We start from the raw sequence: 21,319 nt of genomic DNA, 5'->3' as shown, positions 1-21,319 counted from the left end.
GAAGATGATATTCATTCTCAACGATTTGAAGTATATTGCAAATGAGAATCATTGTCAACATATATAGTGGAATTTTTTTATTTCTTTAACTTTTTCCATTAATGAGAATACAATATTTATAGGCATTACCATTTTGTTGCATTTTATCGATGTGCAATATTATTCTGGCCCTTTTCGGAATGGTTATAAAAATTACCTAATTAAAAAATCAGCCTCCATTGTGAAGACTGATTTACTTGTTTAATTTTCAACTAAGGCAACTAATTCTGGAGTAATATCAAACGAAACAATGGAATCAATTTCAATTTCCTGTTCGATCGGTGCGTAAATGATCATTGGTTCCGCCACCGATCCTAGTCGAACCTCAACCTCTTGATATTCTCCACTATAGGTTACCCTTTGAACAGTACCGGCGTATCGTCCTTTTTCAGCTAACCGGCATCCCTCGGGACGAATCGATACCTTTACCTCCTCGAGGATTGATTCCGATTGACTCGGCAAGGAAACTTTGCCAATGTGCGTATCCACATGCTGCATATCATCACAAAGGGTTCCAGATAATAAGTTCGTTTTACCAACAAATTGCGCAACAAAACAGTTCTTGGGACAACGGTACATTTCACGAGGAGTTGCCGTTTGTTGAATGACCCCTTTATTCATAACAACTACTCGATCAGATACAGCAAACGCATCCTTTTGGTCGTGGGTAACGATGATCGCGGTGGTATTGGCTTTTCTTAATATGTTCGTTACCTCAAAGCGCATTTTTTCACGCAAACCTGCATCAAGATTGCTAAATGGTTCATCCATTAATACGACATGAGGCTTTGGAGCTAATGCTCTTGCTAGAGCAACACGCTGCTGTTGTCCCCCTGAAAGCTCATGCGGAAAGCGAGAACCGTATTCTCCTAACCCAACGAGATCTAACACTTCTTTCGCACGCTTTCTTTTTTCACGTCCGCTCCATTTATTCAAACCAAAAATAACATTTTTCTCAATTGAAAGATGGGGAAATAATGCATAGTCTTGAAATACCATCCCAATGCCACGCTTTTCAGGTGGAACAGAAAAATGATTTTCATATACAAGTTCATTTCCAATTGTGATTGAACCGCTTGTTGGCTGTTCAAAACCTGCAATCATCCGTAAGGTAGTCGTTTTTCCACACCCGCTTGGTCCAAGCAATGTAATAATCTCACCTTGTTCAATCGCTAGATCGATCGAGTTAACTGCTGGTTGAACGGAGTTACGATATAATTTAGTTAGCTGACGTAGGTGAATAAAACTCATCAGAACCCTCCACTTAAGCCGTACGTATTATTATCATTATCTGAGAATGATTTTCATTATAAATGAATTATAGCACAGTATTTTTGAAAGCGTCAACGAAATCCTATTATAGAGACAGAAGTTTCAAACAATTTTATTTCAGACAAAACGATAACCTATTATAATGCTAGTGCAGTTTACGAGTAAGTCCTTAAACTTCTTTCATGAAGGATTGAAAGTTCTTTGATTGTCTATGTAAGAAAAAGGGTAAAAAATAATAATAAGGATAAATGAACTGAACATTTACTTCCCTTCTCTTTTTTTGTAAAGTAAGAAAGCGAAGGTTTTGAATCGAGAGGTGAGCTTCAATGGTAATTAATTTGACAGAAGATCAACTGCTAGTCCTAGTTATCAAATATTTAAAAGAATCAAAACGTGGAGCTCTGCAAGCTTTATTGGACGAGTTACATCCTTATGATGTGGCACAGCTCTATCGAGGACTTCCTGAAAAACACCATCATAAGTTTTTAACATTTCTAACACCTGATCAAATCGCCGATTTAATTCAAGAGCTTGAATATGACCTTCAAGTTGAGATTCTACATCGTTTAGGTATTGAGCGCTCCTCTAAGATCATGAATTTAATGGATAACGATGACCTTGCCGATTTGTTAAATGAGCTCTCCGTTGATCGAATTCAAGAATTTCTAGAGATAATGAAAGACGAGGAATCTGAAACCCTTCAAACATTAATGAGCTACCCTGCTGACACAGCTGGGGGCTTGATGACCAACCAGTTCATTTGGATTAAAGAAAATTATACGGTTCGGCAAGCTGTCGATAAATTGAAGGATTATGCAAGCTTTTCGGAAAACATCTATTACCTGTATGTCATTAATGAAGATAAGAAATTAGTCGGTGTTGTGTCATACCGAGACCTTTTAATTGCCCCTATTGATGAAAAAATCGAAAACATCATGTTTAGTCGTGTCGTATCTGTCCGAGTTGATACTGACCAAGAAGAAGTCGCTCAAATTATTGAACGTTATGACTTTATTGCTGTTCCAGTTGTTGATGAAAACCAAACCTTACTAGGAATCATTACGGTCGATGATGTGTTGGATGTTGTTATCCGAGAAGCAAATGAAGACATTGAAAAGCTATCCGCTTCCGGTAAAGACATCGATTTCAATACACCTGCTCTAACGGCCTCTGCAAGACGACTTCCTTGGCTCATCTTGCTTCTATTTATAGGTATCGTCTCTGGAAGCATTATTAGTGGCTTTGAAAATACATTAGATCAAGTCGTCGCTTTAATCTTTTTTATGCCGATGATCGCTGGTATGACTGGAAATACAGGCACTCAATCACTTGCAGTCGTTGTACGAGGTATTGTAACGAATCCTGTAGACAAAAAAACCGTTGTTCGCTTAATCCTTCGTGAGCTTCGGGTTGGCCTTATCATCGGTATCATTTGTGGGTTGCTAATCTTATCGATTGCCTATATATGGCAGGGCAGCTTTACCTTAGGTTTTGTTGTTGGCGTCTCCTTACTAATTACACTTATCGTAGGTACACTCGCAGGTACAATCATTCCCCTTCTTCTTTATCGATTCGGTGTCGACCCAGCCGTTGCCTCAGGCCCTCTTATCACAACATTAAACGATATCTTCTCCTTAATGATTTATTTTGGGATTGCTACTGCCTTTTTAAGCCAACTTACTGGCTGAAGGTACGTCTGACAAAAGAGATTGACCTTTTTAGGTTAGTCTCTTTTTTGTCGTTATTAGAATGAGCTTTTGCACAAAATAAAATAGCAAAGTAGCTCTTCCCTCACATCACCTTTATTAAATAAAGGACAAGCAAAACGTGCATACTTGTTTCCCTTCCCTCTTAGCAACCACTCATGTAGGCTTTCGTTGTCATAGAATGGGCAAGCCTCTGCATAGAGTTTAGATATGATTAAAAGACAATAGACCGATGAGGGTGTAGCCGATGTATAAGTCAATACTGGCAGTTGTCTTTGGAAGCCTTCTTATTAGCTTAGGAATTAATTTATTTTTTGTTTCTTATCATTTATTAGACGGGGGAATCATTGGATTAGGTCTCATTTTCCACTATCTTTGGCATTTTCCTGTTGGCACAACGATCATCCTTTTAAGTGTCCCTATCTATCTTTTAGCTTGGGTGTATTACCGATCTTTTTTCTATAACAGTATTTTCGGACTCATCATCTCAGCTTTCTTTATCGATCTATTCACAAGTCTATCTAGCCATCCCACCCAATTTGCCCCCCTCAACAGTGCGCTTTTTGGTGGTATTTTACTTGGGCTGGGTGTTGGTATTATGTTTCGAATGAATATCAGTACTGGCGGACTCGATTTACTAGCGCAAATGTTCGCCACTTACTTTAAATGGAATGTAGGCGTTATGATTTTTATCATTGATCTTTTGGTCGTTGTCGCTGGCTTATATGTCGTTTCTTTTGATGCGTTTATTCTTTCGATTATTGCTGTAACAGCGACAGGTTTCGCTACAACACTTGTTACCTTAGATATGAAGGATCACTGATTTTCGACAGCATCTTTCCCGGGAAATAGACGTTTTTCTTCCTTCTTCACACACATTATTACATAAAAAATGCCTTTTATTCTTGCTTAGTTATCAAATTTTAAAATACCTTACCACCACAAAAAGGCCTGCTTTCTTTTGTAGCAGAAAACAGGCCCAGAATTTCTATTAACGTGTCGTAATGTAATGACCGATGACCCAATACAGAATTCCATAAAGAGCTGTAGCTGTTGCTATAACAATAAATAGCGCTTTGTTTGAAAGCTTCAATGAACACACACCTACCCAAAGTTCCTTTTGCACTAGTATACTACAAAACGAAACTCGTACGCATGAAACCTTTTTGAACAGGTTAGAATTTCATGTAGAAATTAACTCGAATACAACTACGTTTTAGGCTTCTTCAATTTTCTCATGAAAACTGTATGCCCTTGTGTACAAATGCTCCACATCTTCATCGGTCATCACCATTAATGTCTGGTGTGTAAATCCTTTCATTTGGATTAAAAATTTAACCATGTTCTCACGCTCTTGTCTTCTCATTGTTTTCATCCCCTTTACACTGTATTATTACAATATATTTTATTTATATGTATTATATAACAGCATTTCCAAAACGGTCAATCTTTTTTTGGAAATTATCAAAATGTTTTTTCTTATTTTGGTTTATATTCAAGCACGAAAGAAAATCGCAAGCCACTAGCGCCTGGAGATTGACACCACCGTAGGTATACTTTCTTTACGTACTAAAAAACGGGGCTGGGACAAAATAGTTTTTATTGATGAGAAATCCGAACGTCATGATCGTTGGTGCATAGCAATCGCTTCGGAAATATACTCCGCTAAGGTTGTGCATTGTTCGCATTTCCAATATGTCCCAGCTCCATTTCTTAGCATCTATTTTATTTAATTTGCAAGCTTGGCAGCGACTTTTGCCACTCGTTCTCCTAAACGACCTGCCATTAAGAGATCACGCTCATCTGGGTACGCTGAACCATCTGGACCAGCAACCGTTGATGCTCCGTATGGACTTCCTCCAATGCCGTCAGTTGTTAGCTGTTCAGGGTTTTCACCATAAGGGAGACCAACAAAGATCAAACCGAAATGGAGCAATGGTACGAGCGATGTAATAATTGTAGTTTCCTGACCTCCATGGATTGAACCAGAGCTCGTGAAAATTGCTGTAGCCTTACCTTCTAATTCACCTTTTGCCCATAATCCACCTGCAGAATCAAGGTACTGTTTCATTTGCGCTGGCATGGATCCATATCGAGTTGGGATTCCCCAAACAATTCCGTCTGCCCAAAGTAAATCGTCATGCGTTGCTTCCGGAACGCCCGTTTGACTCTCTTGAGCTTTAACATATGCCTCCTGGCCAGACATGGCGTTTTTAACCGCATCGAATTCAGGAATTTTCACGATCTTAACTTCTGCTCCTGCACGCTTTGCACCTTCTGCAACTGCTTGTGCCATTTTGTAAATGTGGCCATACGCACTGTAGTAAGGAATTAAAACTTTTGCCATTCTTGAAACACTCCTTTTACTTACTTTTTTTAGTAACTATATAATCTATATTAAAAAAGCCACTTGTTATTGTCAAGTAACTTTTGTTAAATAAGATGTGCCACTTATCTATACCTCAATCTTGTGGTAAACTAAACATAATTGAGGTGAACAATATGGACTACAATACAATGTGCCCTAAATACGAAGCTGCAGCTGAGCTGTTAGGAAAAAAGTGGACAGGGTTAATCATTCGCGTGTTGTTAGCAGGCCCTAAACGGTTTAAAGACATAAAGGCACAAATTCCAGAAATGAGCGACCGGATATTAACGGAACGAATGAGGGAGCTTGAACAGCTAGACATTGTGTCACGGACGGTATACCCTGAAAAACCGGTCCGAATTGAGTATACCTTAACAGAAAAAGGAAAAGCTCTAGAACCGGTTATCGAATCAATACAGACTTGGGGAGAAACTTGGATGTAACAATGCAAAGCTAACAGGAGCTAGCTTTTTTAAATTTATTAAGCGGCTCCAATATGAAAGCTAAACGATTTCTTATATCCAGCTTTTTACTACATCTTGAAGCTTTATCATAAGAAACCAAGCAATAAATCCTACCCCAAGAGCAAGCGGATAAGATCCGCTTTTTTTAAATCATAACCCATCACAACAACCATAAGGATGATGGTGGCGGGCAATCCAACCACGACATCGCGAGCAAATGTGGCGATTTCTGAAGCAGTGCTACCTTGAATTAAGAGCCAAAAACATATTTTACAGACTAACAAGTGGTAAAGCTGCAATTAGCTCTCCGTATTGTGGCGTGACTCGAGCAATCTCTGTCACAAGACCAATAATTAGTGCAGAAACCACAACCTTAATTAGGAAAAATAGCATCGTTTTGCTTCCTCACATCATCGCTTTAACACCCTTTCCACCTCTTCCCATGCACCCTGCTCAAATTTATTTAATACCTCCGTTAACTTTTTTTCATCCAGCATGTATGCTGAGCTAAGACCTTTTCCCCTTTTTCAGAAAGAGATAAAAGGACTTGGCGTTGATTGGTAGGAGAATTGGTTTTACCCTGTTTGTGGCAAGCATATCCTTGCATATTAATCACAGGGATGACCGATCATAAATAATGCTTGAAGCAGTATTTATGCTTCAAGCGAACAAACAAAGGGGGCTCCACCATGATGAATTGGTTAACTTCCTCATTTCTAAGAAGGAATCGAAATCTGCCGTTGATGAACATGCTTGGCTTTAGACGTCGAAGTAACCGAAATGGCATGATGATGTCCGTTCTTGGGTTAGGACTGGGTGCAGCTGCTTATCGCATGATCAGAGGCCGAAATATGAATGGTGCCACGAACTCGATTATGCAGCCCATCCAGAAAGCCTTTAACCAGATGCGAAATCCTGTTGGCTAACATGTTTACGGTGATATCGCGAAATACGATGGACAGCTTTTTTGAAAGGCTGTCCTCCTTTTTTAATTGTGCATTTTTTGTTATCAGAACACCTTATAGATCACATACTGTACAAAGGGAGACGTTACCTCTGTTTCACTAATAAAGGTAATAGAATTCCGAGTACAAATTAATGCGTTTAAAACAATCATACTAATGTTGTTAGCAAATGAACGTAAAAAAGCTGGCTCATTCGGAACCTCTCTCAGACAGCCATTGATGTGTCGCTGAGAGTAAGGATCCATATAGAGTCAGCCTCATAATTTTTTCTTAAGTTTTTGAAGCAAATTAATTAATGGGATTTCTTCCATTGAAGATAGCTGGTAATCATGCTCTTCAAAGGGAAGATGAGCGGTAACAGGATTCGGAACAATCACACAGGTCAATCCAGCTCGTTTTGCTGCAATTAATCCGTTTAATGAGTCTTCAAAAACGACAACGTCCTCTTTATTTAAGCCAAGTGCGTGCTGCGCTTTTTCATAAAGCTCAGGATCTGGCTTCACATTCATTACCTCGTCGCTTGTCCAAATCGTATCGAAAAAGCTGTGAAGCTGATACTTAGATAGCCAACGATCGATCCACTTCCGTTCAGAGCTTGAAGCAAGGCCAACCTTCAAGCCCTCTGATTTTGCATCTTGAAGATACTTCCGTACCCCTGGACGAAGGTCCATTTTCTCCATGGAACTGGCATGATGTTGAGTAATTTGTTTCGTTAATTCGTGATCATTAAGCTTCCGACCTGAAATTTCTTCTAAATAGCGAAATGGATGAAAAGCATCAAGCGTCGTTCCAATCGTCTTCGCATAAATTGGGAGCGGTAATTCATGACCGTGAGCTTTGTATACGTGTTTGTATGCATCATACCACGGTGTTTCCGTATCAAGAATGAGTCCGTCAAAATCAAAAATAATCCCCTTCATGTGACCCTCTCCTTATAAACGTTCATTCGCTCGACATGCATCAACGACATTTAACGAGCCAGCCCTTCTCGCCTTTACATTCCTTGCTGACTTACCTGAGTAATGCGTTCGAACAATGCTTCACCTGGCTTGAGTCCAGTGATTTCCTCAAGAGTATCCCGCAATCCTTTTTCTTGTAGCAAATGTTGAATCCGAACACTCTCCTCATCTTCAGGCACATGGAACGAAAGAGCAGCAACAATTCCATGAATTAACGCCTGTGGTTCAACACCAAGCTCAAGCAACTGGCGTGCTGGCTTAATGAGACGATCGTTGTATCCAAGCTTGCGAATAGGATTACGACCTACCCGTTCCACACGATCAGACAGGTATTCGTTCTTATAACGTAAAAGAATTTTTTGAATGTACGCTTCTTGTTCCACTTCTGTAAACTCGTATTTCTTAACGAGTAGCTTTTTTGTTTCATGTAATGCTTCCTCGACAAGAGATGCTATTTCCTCATGATCCATAGCCTCTTTAATGGTCATTACACCTTTTACAAAACCGAGATAGGCGGCCATCGCGTGACCTGTATTCACCGTAAAGAGCTTCCGTTCAATATAGGGGATTAAGTCTTTCACATACGTAATTCCATCTATCTGTGGAGTAGGTCCTTTTATGGCAGACTGGTCTACAACCCATTCATAAAAAGGCTCAACTGAAACAGCAAGAATGTCCTCGTTTTCTTGGTTTGGCACAATGCGATCAACCGCCGCATTTGGGAAACCAATCATTTCTTCAACTTGTGGCCACTCTTTTTCCGTCATTAGTGCTTGAATGTGTTCCTTCAAGATAGAAGTAGCACCAATGGCGTTTTCACACGCAATCACATTTAGGACTTTTTTTGCTGCTATTCGCTGCTTTATTCCTTTTGCAATCGGTGCAGCTACAAATTTCAGAATCGCCGGTCCCACTGCTGTTGTCACAAGATCCGCTGTTGCAATTTCATTTACGACATCCTGCTCGTTCTCTTGACTGTTGATCCCACGAACATTCGTTATCGTATGAATCGCACCGTTTTGTTCAGCAATCTGAACCTTATAAGCGTTACGCTTATTTAATTCATCAATCACCGCTTTGTTTACATCGATAAAAACGACCTCATAGCCAGCTTGATGTAACAGAGCGCCGATAAACCCTCGTCCAATGTTCCCTGCTCCGAAATGAACAGCTTTCATTAACTATTCACCTCTGAGAAAAATGCAAGCACTTCCTGTGCTGATGACGCATTTAGCAGTGTTCGAACATTCTCTTCTTCCGAGCAAGCAATGGCAATTTTCGAAAGGATCTCCAAATGCTCGTTTCCTTTCCCTGCGATACCGATAACTAATCGTACGTCATTTCCGTCCCAGTTAATTGCCTGAGGGTAAAGTGTAACCGAAATACCAGAAGACTTCACATTTTCTTTTGCATCCTCTGTTCCATGAGGAATCGCAAGCATATTTCCCATAAAAGTTGACGTTAATTGTTCACGTTCTAGCATTTTTTCTATATAAACTTCTTCAACATATCCTTTATCAACTAAAATTTGACCAGCCTCACGAATCGCTTCCTCTTTCGTTGTAGCTTTCCCTGCTACATTAATATTGCTTTCCTTTAAAATTTCTGTACTCATTTTAATTCTCTCCTTTGTTTATGATTGAAAGTAAATAGATGTGACAAGCCTCACTTAATAACGAGCCTACCTCTTCCTCTGTCCCTTGTTCAAAAATTCGCGTGTGGGCTTCACTATCAATTACAAGTGCACTTACATAACTTAAAAATGCAAGCTGATGCTCCTCGATTTTTAGGGGAGCAAGCATCAGTAAGATTCGCTTTACAAGGATTTTCTCACCGTCCATCCCTTTACGAATGACAGGGGTTTCTAGCTCGTAGATTGTAAAAAGCGGCTTTTTAATTTCATCGCTCCGGGTATGAAAAAGAGCCAAAGATGTATTCGGAATCGCTAACCCCCCAGCAGCTTCCCGTTCAAAAAGGGATTCTACAACAAGTGTTGCATTCGTAATATAACCTTCTTTTTCAAACCCTTCACAAATTTCAGCCAACCCCTCCTCAAATGAGAGATATTTCTCAATTAAGCGAATCTGAAAAGCTGAAAGAATCAACTCCATGTCATAGCTCACATCTGCGATTTTCTTAAAGATTCCTGCATTGGTACTATGCCCTTTTCTTATCTCTCGTTTGACGTTGATTTTCTTTTCAACGTTGGACTGTTCCTGATGATAGCGATCAATAAAGTCACGAATGCGCGCTACCTCTTGTTTCGATAAAAACGGTTTAACAAGAAAATATCGCTCGACATTTTGTAAAGGTATGGTTGAAATCAACAGATCGAATGACTCAATATTTTTTTCTTCCAGTTCAAATAGAGACGCATTTTCAATCGTTGTAATTTCAGGAAACTCCTTTTCTAATCGACTTGCAAGCAATTTGGAAGAACCAATTCCGCTTGAACAAACCACCAGTGCTTTTAGCGGGAGCTGCCGCTTCTTCCTTTCAAGAGCCGAGCCAAAATGCATGACAAGAAAGCCAACCTCTTCATCAGGAATGTGGAGCGGTTCAAACACCTGCTGGGCAAGGCCTTGTACTTGCCTAAAGAGGTCTTCATAATCCTCTTTAATTTTATCTAAAAGGGGATTATAGATTTTCATCTGCTCCCTGATTCGGTACATCGCAGGCTTTACATGTGCAAGCAGCCCATGAAAAAGAGATTCATCCTGAAACGTTAGTCCAAGACTTGCCTCTACCCCCTCGATCAACTGCTTTACCCTTATGGCCATTTGAAAGTTTGACTCCTCTAAAAGGGATTCTCTTTCAAATCTGAGCTTGGCTCCGAGCAAGTGCATCGTCATATATCCAACCTCAGCATCAGGAATGTCCACATCGAGTGTGTGCTCTAATTGCTTTGCAAGGCGACGAGCAACGTCATATTCTTTATGTGTACGCAGCGTCTCCAAATAGTGGGGATCGATTTCAATGTTCTCATCATGACGAATTCGTTCAATGGCAAGAGCGACATGGACAATAAGCCCAATGTAAGAGCTATCTGCCATCTGTTCCGGTGTTCGCCTTCGAATTGCTTCCACTGCTTGTTGAACATGTCTGACCGTTTTTAAATCCATAAGATGCAATAGCCGTTCAGAAATGAAGTCTGTCGTCATCTCAGATGCTGTCTGATTTGTTAACACCCGATAAAAACGTTCCTCGCTTAAATGTTCAGTAATCAGCCGACTCATAGCACGACGAATATTTTTTTCTTCCCCTTTAATTTCAACCCCATACCCTCGTTTTCGAACAAGGCCAAGCTCAAATGCTTCAAGCCAGGCTTCCACCTTCGTTAAGTCATTGCTAACTGTTGCTACCGTTACATTCAACTCATCGGCAAGGGCAAATAGCTTTACAGGTGCCCGGTGACGCAACAACACAGCAAGGAGCAACATTTGTCGCTCCTCTGGTGTATATTCCTCGTGCTGAAGAGACTGAAGAAATTGTTGAAGTTGCTCAATTCCTTCCTGCCCTCCTTGAATCAACAGTCCAACGCCAGACTGCTTTGCTAAAGACAACTTATATTCCTTAAGTATGTCTTCAATCCCTTTAAGGTCTCGTTGAATAGTCCGTGTACTAACGTCGAGTTCATCCGCAATCTTTTGGATCGTCGTACCTTGTTTCTCTTTTAACAAAAACTGCAAAATGTTACGTTCTCGAGCAGAAATGTACATGGCCCTATCCTCCTCGCCCTAAAGTTTACTTTTGCAGCCGTTCTAATAGCTCGGTATATTTAGGACTATTCAAGAAATTTTCCACTGAAATATGCTCGGCATTCGGCTGTTTTGCTTTTGCACGATCCGTCAAGTCTTTATGTGTAATAACGATATCCACATCATCTGGCAAATTGTTAATTGCCGTATTCGTTACTTCAATGTCAAGTCCGGCTTTTTTCACCTTGTCCCGAAGAATGGACGCACCCATTGCACTTGAGCCCATTCCTGCATCACAAGCAAAAACAATTTTTTGGACATTTTCTTTTTTCACTTGTGTTTCTATTTCTTGTTGCTTGAAGGAGCCTGTCACACTGCTCTTTTTCCCCTTCATTTCTTCCATTTTTGTAGCAGCATCAGAAAGGTCTTCATCTTCTGTTTTACTTGTTCGTAAAATAAATGAAGCAATCACAAAGGAAACAGCCGTTGCCACAAGGACACCTGCGAGCACACCGATGTATCCTCCACGTGGTGTCATCGCCAACAAAGCAAAGATACTTCCAGGTGACGGAACCGCCACTAGCCCTGCATTAAAGAGAGTGAAGGTGAACACACCACTCATACCTCCTGCAATTGCAGCGATAATCAGTGCAGGCTTCATTAGAATGTACGGAAAATAAATCTCATGAATCCCGCCGGCAAAATGAATAATCGCCGCGCCCGGAGCCGATTGTTTTGCCATGCCACGTCCGAAGAACATAAACGCAAGCAAGATCCCTAAACCAGGTCCTGGATTCGTTTCAAGTAAGAAGAGAATTGACTTCCCAGTTGACGCAGCTTGCTCAATCCCGATCGGACTTAAAATCCCGTGGTTAATTGCATTGTTTAAAAATAAGACCTTCGCTGGCTCAATAAACAAGCTAACCAAAGGTAATAGCCCTAATCCAATGATAGCATCCACACCTGAAGCTAACACACTGCTCAAGCCAACAACAACTGGTCCTACACCTAAGTAAGCAATAATCGTTAAAATTGCTGCTAAAATCCCAGCTGTAAAGTTATTGACGAGCATTTCAAACCCTTGGCGGACCTTTCCTTCAAACAATTTGTCTGTCTTTTTGATGAGGTAACCACCCAGTGGTCCCATAATCATTGCACCAATAAACATCGGAATATCAGCACCGATAATGACCCCCATGGTAGCAGTAGCACCAACTACACCACCACGAACGTCATAAACCATTTTACCACCTGTATAACCAATTAATAATGGTAATAGATATGTGATCATTGGACCGACTAGCTCTGCTAGCTTTTCATTTGGCGTCCAACCTGTTGGTATAAATAACGCTGTAATAAGACCCCATGCAATAAATGCACCAATATTCGGCATAATCATGCCGCTTAAGAAACTCCCAAACTTCTGTACCTTTGTTCGAATACTTCCTTGTTGAGACATCGTAAAGACCCCCCTTTTTGAAAAATGATTATTGTTCTTAATGTCGTACTGAATTTATAATAAAGCGCTACCAAATGTCCAAGCAATACAATCTAATCGCAGTTTCGTCACCTTTGATGGTGACAAAATTAAAATAAGCGATGTTAACGCTTGTTTCCTCGTGTAGTATATGTGACAGCTGTTAAAATTACTCAAGCATGCCATTAAAAAATTCTCGTATGATGTTCATAAGAAAAAATTTTATTAAAGAGCTGCGCGAAAAGCTATCCGCTTTACAGTTCCCATTTTTCTCTATTTTAACGCCCAATCCTACACCCACTCTTTCGGTATCGGCTTTTCCGCTTGCTTAAAAGCTACATACCATTGACCTTGATGAATGCCTTCGTGTTGAATAGTTGTAGCAATAACTTCTTCAACCTTCTCCCAGCTTGTACTCGGTATGACGTTTGCTAACATATCTGTCATTCTGGCAGCATAAAGATAGCTTTTTCTATTCATCTTCCCTTTTTTTCAAAACGTCAATCAAAAAAAACACCTAAGATGCCTACTCTCTTCTTAGGTGTTTGCTTCTTTTATTAATCTAATGATATCATGCCCTGTTATGTCATTAATGCGCTCGCTTCCTTTTTTGTAGATAAAGGGTGGAAGCTTAGTGCGGTTAGATTATAAAACCAACCAAGAGAAGTAAGAAAAAATGCTTGTGCCTCTTCCTTAAGTGCGCCTAATTATGTTGGAAAAACAACATAAAAAAAGCGCCATTAAAATGTTTCACGTGAAAAATGTCGAATCATAGCATCACTGCAAGTTTATGATTTCCTCAAGAAAAGGTTTAAGTTTAACCAAGCGTGTGTATAGAGAGTATTGAGGGAGAATGTTTGACGTTCCTCTCTTTATTTTCTATTATTTAACTGTTAGGCCGATTCATTAAAAAATAATGAGGTGATTTGATGTCAGTGTTATTTACATCCACAGCTACGGCAAAAGGCGGAAGAAATGGACACGTAAAGTCAGATGATGGCGTTCTTGATTTAAATCTTGTCATGCCAGGAAGCCCAGAATCAAAGGAACAATCAGGCACAAATCCAGAACAACTTTTTGCAGCTGGTTATTCTGCATGCTTCGATGGAGCTTTAAATTTGATGGCCAAAAGACAAAACAAAGACATTGAATCAACCATTACAGCTGCGGTCAGCTTAAACAAAGATCAAGAAGACGATGGATTTAAAATTTCAGTTGAACTTCATGCGAACCTCAAAGGAGTATCCCAAGAGGAAGCAGAAGAGTTAGTGAAAGCCGCTCACGAATTCTGCCCATACTCCAAAGCAACACGGGGAAACATTGATGTTCAATTGGAAGTAACAACGAATGAGTAAAAGCAGCTCGGGTTCTTTTTCCCCGAGCCGCTTTTTTTGATCCGTTTGTAAGGAAATGTTTCGCTTCCTTTAAATTGCTTGCGGTACTAAATTGCGTTTCTCCTCTTTTAGCCAGCCCACATAAATAAAACCTTTTAATACATCCCTTTTTTCCCATGTAATATGTTACCATTATATCAATCTATATTTGAGGTGAAAAAGAAAGGATGGAATTTGAATGAAAGCCATCTTACTTGGGACTCTATCGTCCCTTTTTTTTGCTGTGACCTTTGTCCTTAACCGCTCGATGGAATTAGAGGGAGGCAACTGGATTTGGAGTGCTTCTTTACGGTATTTCTTTATGGTGCCTTTTTTACTTATTCTAGTCTTATGGCGCCGAAATTTTTATCAGCTTTGGTTGGAAATGAAGAAAAATCCAAAGCCTTGGCTCATTTGGAGCTTTGTTGGCTTTGTCCTATTTTACGCCCCACTCACTTTCGCTGCGGCCTATGGACCCGCATGGTTAATCGCAGGAACATGGCAATTTACCATTATCGCAGGGGTGCTGCTAACTCCCTTTTTCAAAAGCAACACTCAGGATGTTCACCGGTTACGAATTCCGGTGAAGGCGTTAGCGATCTCATCAATTATTTTAATCGGGATTTTTTTAATCCAATTTAATCATATGGAATCAGTGTCTTGGACTGTCATTCTCTTAAGCTTTCTTCCGGTGATTATTGCTTGTTTTGCTTACCCCCTTGGTAATCGTAAAATGATGGCCTTCTGCAGTGACCGTCTTGATACATTTCAGCGAGTATTAGGGATGACGCTAGCAAGCTTACCTTTCTGGTTTGTCCTCTCCTTTTATGGGCTAGCGACTGTTGGCTTACCAAGCATGAGTCAAGTATTTCAAAGCTTCCTAGTTGGTCTTTGCTCAGGGGTTATAGCCACCATGCTCTTTTTCTTTGCAACAGACCTTGTGCGGCATTCTCCTGAGCATTTGGCTGCGGTTGAAGCGAGCTTATCAATCCAAATTATTTTCGTAATTCTTGGAGAAGTGTTCCTGTTGTCAAGCCCTTGGCCAGACTCTGTGGCACTGCTTGGTATTATCGTCATTATTATGGGAATGATTCTTCACAGCTACTTTTCGGTTCGTACACCAAAAAGAGTCCCTCTTATCAAACAACAACATAAGGCAAAGGCATAAGGAAATCACTTTTCTATAGGTTATCAATAATTTCCGACTTTAAAGTCATATGACAAAGGAATTTCACCAGCTTAGAGCGAACTACCTTGTTAAGGGTCAAGAAAAACAAAAAAGGAGTCGTGATAGGCATGCAAGTAAGTAAATTCGTCATGCCAGAGGTCATTTTTGGAAATGAATCGATCCACCAGGCTGGTGAAAGTTCCTTACGGTTAGGCGCAAAAAAGGTTTTAATTGTCAGTGATCAAGGCGTCATCCAAGCTGGATGGTTAGAAAAAGTGATTGAAAGCTGCAATCGAGCGAATTTACCGTATGCCACCTTTTATGATTTGACAACCAATCCAAAAGACTATGAAGCCATAAAAGGAAAGAACGTCTATTTAGAACAAGATTGTGATGCGATTATTGGTGTTGGAGGTGGAAGCGCCATTGATATTGCAAAAGCTATCGCCATCCTTGCTACAAATAGCGGTACCCTCCAAGATTATGAAGGTGTCGATAAGATTAAACGCCCCCTCCCTCCACTTGTCATGTTACCTACGACTGCTGGCTCAGGTTCTGAGGTTTCTCAATTTGCTGTTATTGTTGATGAGGAACGTAAGAAGAAAATGACGATTGTCTCCAAATCCCTTGTCCCTGATATTGCAATCATTGATCCGCAAACGCTTACATCTAAAAGTCCACATTTAACCGCATTCACAGGATTAGACGTTTTAACCCATGCCATTGAAGCTTTTGTTAGCATTGCAGCCACGCCGTTAACGAATGTTCAAGCCAAAAATGCTATTTCTCTTGTTGCTGAATACTTACGGCCTTCTGTTGCCTCGAAAGTAAATTTAGAAGCAAAGGAAAAGATGGCCATGGCAAGCTTACAAGCCGGATTGGCTTTTTCCAATGCTATATTGGGAGCTGTGCATGCTATGTCACATGCCATTGGGGGACGTTTTCCACTTCTTCACGGTGAAGTTAATGCTGTATTACTTCCCCATGTGATGGAATTTAATTTTCTTGCAGCGCCTAGAAAATTCATGACCATTGCCCAATTGTTTGGCGAAGATACTCAACACATGTCTCATATAGAAGCAGGAAAGAAAGCGATTGATTATGTAAAAACATTGTCACTCGAAATCGGTGCACCTCAAAGACTCTCGCATTTAGGGATAGAAGAGAAAGCCCTTGCAGAGATGAGTCAAATCGCCCTTGATGATGCGTGTATGATCACAAATCCCCGTGATATTACGATCCAAGAAGTAGAACGATTATTTCGGCAAGCCCTTTAGAAAGGAGTTCGTTGAATGACTGAGAAGCATCAAATGATTGAGCTACTTACAGGTGTTCAATCATCTAAGCGAAACTACTACCACGAATTGAAAAGAACCCTCTTCGAAATGCAAAAGAAAAACATGCTACTCGAAATCATGAATGAAGTGATGAGGAACTTCAATATCGATATGTCGATGGACGACATGTTAAAAAACATCTTGGACAAGCTAAAAGCCATCTTTAACTTTGATCGCATTAGCCTCTCGATATTAAAAGACGAGCAATTAGTTTTGTCAAATGTGTATCCAAAAGAATCAATGTATATGAAACACGGTACCACCTTACCTAAAAACCAATCACTCTATTGGAAATCCGTCGAAACGAAACAAATATTGTTTTACGTCCTCCCTATTCAATCTAAAAATTTCTATCTAGAAATCGACGCACTTGAAAAATTTAAGATTAAAAGCTTCTTGCTATTCCCTCTTTTTAGCAAAGGAAAGGTTATTGGCGTCCTTAGCATTGGCAGCAAGAACATCATAACCTACGACGATTCTGATCTTTCATTTTTACAGCAGCTTTCAGATCAGTTTGCCGTATGTTTAGAAAATGCACGATTATACAATGAAGTTTTAAATGGAAAAAAAGAGTGGGAAGATACTTTTCGTGCCGTTGTTGAACCGATTATTGTCATGGATTTGAACGGAAAGATCTTACGGGTAAATGCTGCAGGCAGAGCTTTCTTCGGGTTGAATGAGCAGGAGCTATACCATAAAAAGCTCGAAGATCTTCTGCCTGAAGAAAAAGAAATGAAACAGCTCTTTGACCAAAGCAAAGGGTCCAAGCAAACTGCTTCTTGTGAGCTTCGGCTGATTGATCAGCGAATTTATGAAGCCTTTTCCTACCCAGTGTTCAATGAACAGAAAAGGATGTATGGCGTTATTTTATATTTGCGTGATGTCTCTGAAAAACGACGCATTGAAGCTCAGCTCATCCATTCGGGTAAGCTTGCAGCAATTGGAGAAATGGCCGCAGGCGTGGCCCACGAGCTCAATAACCCTTTAACCGCCATTTTAGGAAATTCCCAATTATTATTAAGAATGACAAACCGGGAGGACCACTCATACAAACTTCTAAGTGATATTGATCATTGTGGCAAGCGCTGCAAAAATATCATTGAAAATCTATTAACCTTTTCTAGACAAAATGAATTTTTATTTGAAGAGTGTTCTGTGAATGAAGCAATTGATCAAGTACTAACACTCATTGGTTACCAAATTGAACGTCAAAACATTATTATTAACGTTAAGAAAGATCCTCATATTCCGCTCATTCAAGGCAACTTGCAGCAAATTGGACAAATAATCATCAATCTACTACTAAACGCCAAAGATGCACTAGAGTTAGAAACACTAAACAAAAAAGTGATTACGCTCGAAACATTCAGTAGGAATGAGGAAGGAACTGAATGGACGTACCTCACCGTTCAAGATAATGGAAGAGGCATTACCGAAGCCCATTTACAAGAGATCTTCAATCCTTTTTTCACAACGAAACGAGCAACAAAGGGGACAGGCCTTGGTCTTTCCGTTAGTTTAGGGATTGCAGAAGCTCATGGAGGCACCATTCAAGTAGAAAGCTCTATTGGGAAAGGAAGCATTTTTACTTTACGTTTGCCAGCAGGTCAATAAGGCTTTTTCAGCCAACAAGAGTAGGTGATCGGATGACAGAAATATTAATTATCGATGATGAACGGGAAGTGGGCAACTTTCTCTTTCATTTACTATCAAGCAAAGGTCATAATGTTACCCTTGCATATAGTGGACGAGACTTTAATCGCCTTTTAAAAGATAAGCGCTATGAGTTTGCAATGATTGATGTTAAGCTCCCTGATGCCGATGGTCTTACCCTTTTAAAACAACTTAAATCCCAGCTTCCTTCCTGTAAGGCAATTGTTATGACAGGTTATAGTACAGTGAAAACGGCCATTGAAGCGATAAAAAATGGTGCAAATGATTATATTGAAAAACCTTTTGATAACATTGATGAGCTCGAAGCGTTAATTGACCAGCTTCTTGAAAACAACCACACTGCTGCACAGCACGAGATGCATCAAAAAGCACAGAATTTAAATTTTATCGTTGGTAAAAGCGCAAAGATGAATCATTTACTTACCCTAGCTTATAAAATAGCAAAAAAGAATGTAAATGTTCTTATAGAAGGCGAGACAGGGACAGGAAAAGAGGTTTTAGCACAATACATTCATCAAACGAGCCAACGGGCAACCTCACCTTTTATCGGTATAAATTGTGGTGCACTGTCTGACTCACTATTAGAAAGTGAGCTATTTGGACATGAAAAAGGAGCATTTACAGGAGCTATAAGAGATCATAAAGGAATATTTGAAAGAGCTAGCAAAGGAACACTTTTTTTAGATGAAATCGGAGAAGCCTCTTTATCCATTCAAGTTAAATTATTACGTGTGTTAGAAACAGGTGAATACATGAGATTAGGTGATGAGCTAACGAGAAGGACAAACACCCGTATTTTAGCCGCTTCTCATATGAATTTATTAGAGGCCGTAAAAGAAAAACGATTCCGAGAAGACCTTCTGTACCGATTAGACGTTGTCAAGCTTACCATTCCGCCTTTGCGTGAACGTATAGAAGACATCCCACTCTTTCTAGACCATTTATGCAACAAGTATCAAACGACATTGTCATTTTCTGATGAGGCCATCAGTCTTATGAAGCAGTATGACTGGCCTGGGAATATTCGCGAGCTTGTAAACATCGTAAAACGAGCGATTACGTTAGCAGAAGGAGAAACAAAGGTTATTACACCTGATTATTTTCCAGAGCGCTTGCTTTTAAGTACCAATGACTTGGTAAAAAAACCTAAACCTAATGTTGAGGAAAAAGAGTTTGGAAATCATATTCAAAGCTTTGAAGCAAATTTAACACGATGGAAGCATCAAATCCTGAGCCTATGGCAAAATCAGCATGATGTAAAACTAGATGACGTCCTTTTAATGGTTAAAGAACTAGAAACGGAAATTGGCAAAGCCTTTGTACAAAAAACGCTTCAAGATACGCTCGGAAACCGAAAAGAAGCAGCCAAACGACTTAATATTAGTCAGCGTAAGCTTCGTTATTTATTGAATGAAAAAGGACAAGCACCATCAAAATAAAGCCCCTATGAAATGGGTACTCCCTTTCCTCCCACAAAAAAGCGGGAAGCATCTGACAGCTTCCCTTAAAACGCTTACATTTATTTATACACATTTTTTGTTACATCGTTAATACTACACGTCCATTAATTTTACCATTTTCCATTCGGTCAAATACTTTATTAATATCCTCTAACGGCGCTGTCTCAATATTTGTTTTCACTTTTCCTTGGGCTGCAAAGTCTAGCGCCTCCTGCATATCTTTTCTTGTGCCAACTATTGAACCTCTAACCGTTATACCATTTAGAACCGTGTTAAAAATCGGAATTGGTAAATCTGCATTAGGTAAGCCTACTACGACAAGCGTCCCTCCACGTTTTACAGAAGCATAAGCCTGTTCAAAGGCTCTTTTCGTTACTGCAACGCTTACGGCCGCTTGTACACCACCCACCTCATCTTTGATCACTTGAGCTGGGTCAGATTTCATTCCGTTCACCGTTATATCTGCACCTAATTTTTTTGCAAGCTCTAGCTTATCATCTTGGATATCAACAGCAATTACATTAAAGCCCATCGCTTTCGCATATTGCAGAGCAACATGGCCAAGGCCGCCAATGCCATAGATCGCAACCCAATCACCTGGTTTTGCTTCTGAAACTTTTAATGCTTTGTAAGTTGTAACGCCCGCACAAAGAATTGGTGCAATTTCAACTGGGTCAACATTTTCAGGAATTTTTGCCACATAGTTAGCAGGCGCTTTACAATACTCTGCATAGCCACCATCTACTGAATAACCCCCGTTTAATTGATCTGGGCATAGAGCCTCTCTTCCTGTTAAGCAATATTCGCACTCACCACATGCTGAATACAGCCATGGAATTCCGACTCGGTCTCCAACTTTTACAGATGTAACACCTTCCCCAATTTCTTCGACGATCCCAACACCTTCATGACCTGGGATTAACGGTAGCTTTGGTTTAACAGGCCAGTCACCATGTGCAGCGTGAAGATCTGTATGACAAACACCACATGCTTCTATTTTAACTAAAACTTCTCCTGACTCAAGTGTTGGCTTTGGTACATCCTTCACTTCAATTTGTTTGTTGAAATCATTTACAACTGCTGCTTTCATTTTAAATGCCTCCTTTGTTAAATAAATTCAACATTCTATTAATGCAAGATTAGTGCCAACTGCTAGACTTATAAACAAATAGGCTTTTTAAATCTCTATCTGCCAATTTTTCAGCAGACTTTGCCAAAAAATCGGCATAACTTGTCGTTTTTTCGGCACTTTTTAACCTTTTATGCGCACCTTCTAAATTCAGAAATACCAAAAAAGCTCCTAATGCTACTCGGCATTAGGAGCTTTATCTATTCCATTTACACTTTAAATTTGCTCAT

20 protein-coding genes are annotated in these 21,319 nt (G+C 40.0%); 9 read left to right on the top strand and 11 right to left on the bottom strand.

Features of this window, described 5'->3' with window-relative positions; all coding sequences use genetic code 11:
* Positions 1-240: 240 nt before the first annotated feature.
* Positions 241-1,290 carry an ABC transporter ATP-binding protein gene (locus BLT_RS0119310; protein WP_017729364.1) on the bottom strand — a complete coding sequence of 350 codons (1,050 nt, stop codon included), beginning with the start codon at positions 1,288-1,290 and terminating at the stop codon, positions 241-243.
* 347 nt (positions 1,291-1,637) lie between these two features.
* Here BLT_RS0119310 and mgtE point away from each other — a divergent pair, with 347 nt between their 5' ends.
* Together mgtE and BLT_RS0119300 are read left to right on the top strand one after the other, a co-directional pair.
* Positions 1,638-2,999, top strand: a complete 1,362-nt coding sequence (gene mgtE, locus BLT_RS0119305; protein ID WP_017729363.1) for a magnesium transporter — start codon at positions 1,638-1,640, stop codon at positions 2,997-2,999.
* Between the two features lie 265 nt (positions 3,000-3,264).
* The gene (locus BLT_RS0119300; RefSeq protein WP_017729362.1) at positions 3,265-3,840 is read left to right on the top strand and encodes a YitT family protein; all 576 of its coding nucleotides are present in this window, start codon (positions 3,265-3,267) and stop codon (positions 3,838-3,840) included.
* Positions 3,841-4,233: 393 nt separating this feature from the next.
* Here the strand turns inward: BLT_RS0119300 and BLT_RS22460 are convergent, their stop codons facing one another.
* Both BLT_RS22460 and wrbA read right to left on the bottom strand, forming a co-directional pair.
* Complete coding sequence (locus tag BLT_RS22460) at positions 4,234-4,383, bottom strand: BH0509 family protein (protein ID WP_017729360.1); 150 nt, start codon at positions 4,381-4,383, stop codon at positions 4,234-4,236.
* 363 nt (positions 4,384-4,746) lie between these two features.
* On the bottom strand, positions 4,747-5,364 hold the full coding sequence (gene wrbA, locus BLT_RS0119285; protein ID WP_017729359.1) for an NAD(P)H:quinone oxidoreductase: 618 nt from the start codon (positions 5,362-5,364) through the stop codon (positions 4,747-4,749).
* Positions 5,365-5,519: 155 nt separating this feature from the next.
* Here wrbA and BLT_RS0119280 point away from each other — a divergent pair, with 155 nt between their 5' ends.
* Positions 5,520-5,828, top strand: coding sequence for a winged helix-turn-helix transcriptional regulator (locus BLT_RS0119280; RefSeq protein ID WP_017729358.1), 309 nt, complete (start codon positions 5,520-5,522; stop codon positions 5,826-5,828).
* A 291-nt stretch (positions 5,829-6,119) separates the two neighbouring features.
* Here BLT_RS0119280 and BLT_RS24785 read toward each other — a convergent pair whose 3' ends face one another.
* Positions 6,120-6,242 (bottom strand): hypothetical protein, encoded by a 123-nt coding sequence (locus tag BLT_RS24785; RefSeq protein WP_017729357.1) that lies wholly within the window; start codon positions 6,240-6,242, stop codon positions 6,120-6,122.
* Between the two features lie 296 nt (positions 6,243-6,538).
* Here BLT_RS24785 and BLT_RS24615 point away from each other — a divergent pair, with 296 nt between their 5' ends.
* Positions 6,539-6,775, top strand: coding sequence for a DUF3918 family protein (locus BLT_RS24615; RefSeq protein WP_017729356.1), 237 nt, complete (start codon positions 6,539-6,541; stop codon positions 6,773-6,775).
* Positions 6,776-7,071: 296 nt separating this feature from the next.
* Here BLT_RS24615 and BLT_RS0119260 read toward each other — a convergent pair whose 3' ends face one another.
* From BLT_RS0119260 to BLT_RS0119235, 6 genes are all read right to left on the bottom strand, one after another.
* Positions 7,072-7,734 carry an HAD family hydrolase gene (locus BLT_RS0119260; RefSeq protein WP_017729355.1) on the bottom strand — a complete coding sequence of 221 codons (663 nt, stop codon included), beginning with the start codon at positions 7,732-7,734 and terminating at the stop codon, positions 7,072-7,074.
* A 74-nt stretch (positions 7,735-7,808) separates the two neighbouring features.
* Complete coding sequence (locus BLT_RS0119255; RefSeq protein ID WP_017729354.1) at positions 7,809-8,951, bottom strand: mannitol-1-phosphate 5-dehydrogenase; 1,143 nt, start codon at positions 8,949-8,951, stop codon at positions 7,809-7,811.
* Entirely contained in the window at positions 8,951-9,388 is a 438-nt protein-coding gene (locus BLT_RS0119250; RefSeq protein ID WP_017729353.1) for a PTS sugar transporter subunit IIA, read from the bottom strand. Before BLT_RS0119250 ends, BLT_RS0119255 begins: the two co-directional genes overlap by 1 nt.
* Position 9,389: 1 nt before the next feature.
* Entirely contained in the window at positions 9,390-11,492 is a 2,103-nt protein-coding gene (locus tag BLT_RS0119245) for a BglG family transcription antiterminator (RefSeq protein WP_017729352.1), read from the bottom strand.
* A gap of 25 nt (positions 11,493-11,517) precedes the next feature.
* Positions 11,518-12,930, bottom strand: a complete 1,413-nt coding sequence (locus BLT_RS0119240; RefSeq protein WP_017729351.1) for a PTS mannitol transporter subunit IICB — start codon at positions 12,928-12,930, stop codon at positions 11,518-11,520.
* A 309-nt stretch (positions 12,931-13,239) separates the two neighbouring features.
* Positions 13,240-13,428 (bottom strand): hypothetical protein, encoded by a 189-nt coding sequence (locus tag BLT_RS0119235; RefSeq protein WP_017729350.1) that lies wholly within the window; start codon positions 13,426-13,428, stop codon positions 13,240-13,242.
* A 446-nt stretch (positions 13,429-13,874) separates the two neighbouring features.
* On the opposite strand from BLT_RS0119235, the gene BLT_RS0119230 reads away from it, so the two are divergent.
* The 5 genes from BLT_RS0119230 to BLT_RS0119210 all read left to right on the top strand — a co-directional run bounded on the left by BLT_RS0119230 (position 13,875) and on the right by BLT_RS0119210 (position 19,939).
* A complete protein-coding gene (locus BLT_RS0119230) occupies positions 13,875-14,303 on the top strand; it encodes an organic hydroperoxide resistance protein (RefSeq protein ID WP_026105205.1) in 429 nt (142 codons plus the stop codon).
* A gap of 217 nt (positions 14,304-14,520) precedes the next feature.
* Positions 14,521-15,489 carry a DMT family transporter gene (locus BLT_RS0119225; RefSeq protein WP_017729348.1) on the top strand — a complete coding sequence of 323 codons (969 nt, stop codon included), beginning with the start codon at positions 14,521-14,523 and terminating at the stop codon, positions 15,487-15,489.
* 128 nt (positions 15,490-15,617) lie between these two features.
* Entirely contained in the window at positions 15,618-16,766 is a 1,149-nt protein-coding gene (locus tag BLT_RS0119220; protein ID WP_017729347.1) for an iron-containing alcohol dehydrogenase, read from the top strand.
* A 15-nt stretch (positions 16,767-16,781) separates the two neighbouring features.
* On the top strand, positions 16,782-18,440 hold the full coding sequence (locus BLT_RS0119215; RefSeq protein WP_017729346.1) for a GAF domain-containing sensor histidine kinase: 1,659 nt from the start codon (positions 16,782-16,784) through the stop codon (positions 18,438-18,440).
* A gap of 32 nt (positions 18,441-18,472) precedes the next feature.
* Positions 18,473-19,939: a sigma-54-dependent transcriptional regulator gene (locus BLT_RS0119210; RefSeq protein ID WP_017729345.1), complete on the top strand. Its 1,467-nt coding sequence runs from the start codon at positions 18,473-18,475 to the stop codon at positions 19,937-19,939.
* A 100-nt stretch (positions 19,940-20,039) separates the two neighbouring features.
* Here BLT_RS0119210 and adhP read toward each other — a convergent pair whose 3' ends face one another.
* A complete protein-coding gene (gene adhP, locus BLT_RS0119205; RefSeq protein ID WP_017729344.1) occupies positions 20,040-21,050 on the bottom strand; it encodes an alcohol dehydrogenase AdhP in 1,011 nt (336 codons plus the stop codon).
* Positions 21,051-21,319 lie beyond the last annotated feature (269 nt).

This window comes from Halalkalibacterium ligniniphilum (genome assembly GCF_000334155.1).
Lineage (GTDB): Bacteria > Bacillota > Bacilli > Bacillales > Bacillaceae_D > Halalkalibacterium > Halalkalibacterium ligniniphilum.
The sequence above is the reverse complement of the archived record's forward strand: the minus strand, read 5'-3'. Positions and strand labels throughout refer to the sequence as shown.

Coding starts and splice junctions, on each gene's coding strand:
- BLT_RS0119310 (WP_017729364.1), bottom strand. CDS start 1,290: ATGAGTTTTATTCACCTACGTCAGCTAACTAAATTATATCGTAACTCC.
- mgtE (WP_017729363.1), top strand. CDS start 1,638: ATGGTAATTAATTTGACAGAAGATCAACTGCTAGTCCTAGTTATCAAA.
- BLT_RS0119300 (WP_017729362.1), top strand. CDS start 3,265: ATGTATAAGTCAATACTGGCAGTTGTCTTTGGAAGCCTTCTTATTAGC.
- BLT_RS22460 (WP_017729360.1), bottom strand. CDS start 4,383: ATGAGAAGACAAGAGCGTGAGAACATGGTTAAATTTTTAATCCAAATG.
- wrbA (WP_017729359.1), bottom strand. CDS start 5,364: ATGGCAAAAGTTTTAATTCCTTACTACAGTGCGTATGGCCACATTTAC.
- BLT_RS0119280 (WP_017729358.1), top strand. CDS start 5,520: ATGGACTACAATACAATGTGCCCTAAATACGAAGCTGCAGCTGAGCTG.
- BLT_RS24785 (WP_017729357.1), bottom strand. CDS start 6,242: ATGCTATTTTTCCTAATTAAGGTTGTGGTTTCTGCACTAATTATTGGT.
- BLT_RS24615 (WP_017729356.1), top strand. CDS start 6,539: ATGATGAATTGGTTAACTTCCTCATTTCTAAGAAGGAATCGAAATCTG.
- BLT_RS0119260 (WP_017729355.1), bottom strand. CDS start 7,734: ATGAAGGGGATTATTTTTGATTTTGACGGACTCATTCTTGATACGGAA.
- BLT_RS0119255 (WP_017729354.1), bottom strand. CDS start 8,951: ATGAAAGCTGTTCATTTCGGAGCAGGGAACATTGGACGAGGGTTTATC.
- BLT_RS0119250 (WP_017729353.1), bottom strand. CDS start 9,388: ATGAGTACAGAAATTTTAAAGGAAAGCAATATTAATGTAGCAGGGAAA.
- BLT_RS0119245 (WP_017729352.1), bottom strand. CDS start 11,492: ATGTACATTTCTGCTCGAGAACGTAACATTTTGCAGTTTTTGTTAAAA.
- BLT_RS0119240 (WP_017729351.1), bottom strand. CDS start 12,930: ATGTCTCAACAAGGAAGTATTCGAACAAAGGTACAGAAGTTTGGGAGT.
- BLT_RS0119235 (WP_017729350.1), bottom strand. CDS start 13,428: ATGAATAGAAAAAGCTATCTTTATGCTGCCAGAATGACAGATATGTTA.
- BLT_RS0119225 (WP_017729348.1), top strand. CDS start 14,521: ATGAAAGCCATCTTACTTGGGACTCTATCGTCCCTTTTTTTTGCTGTG.
- BLT_RS0119220 (WP_017729347.1), top strand. CDS start 15,618: ATGCAAGTAAGTAAATTCGTCATGCCAGAGGTCATTTTTGGAAATGAA.
- BLT_RS0119215 (WP_017729346.1), top strand. CDS start 16,782: ATGACTGAGAAGCATCAAATGATTGAGCTACTTACAGGTGTTCAATCA.
- BLT_RS0119210 (WP_017729345.1), top strand. CDS start 18,473: ATGACAGAAATATTAATTATCGATGATGAACGGGAAGTGGGCAACTTT.
- adhP (WP_017729344.1), bottom strand. CDS start 21,050: ATGAAAGCAGCAGTTGTAAATGATTTCAACAAACAAATTGAAGTGAAG.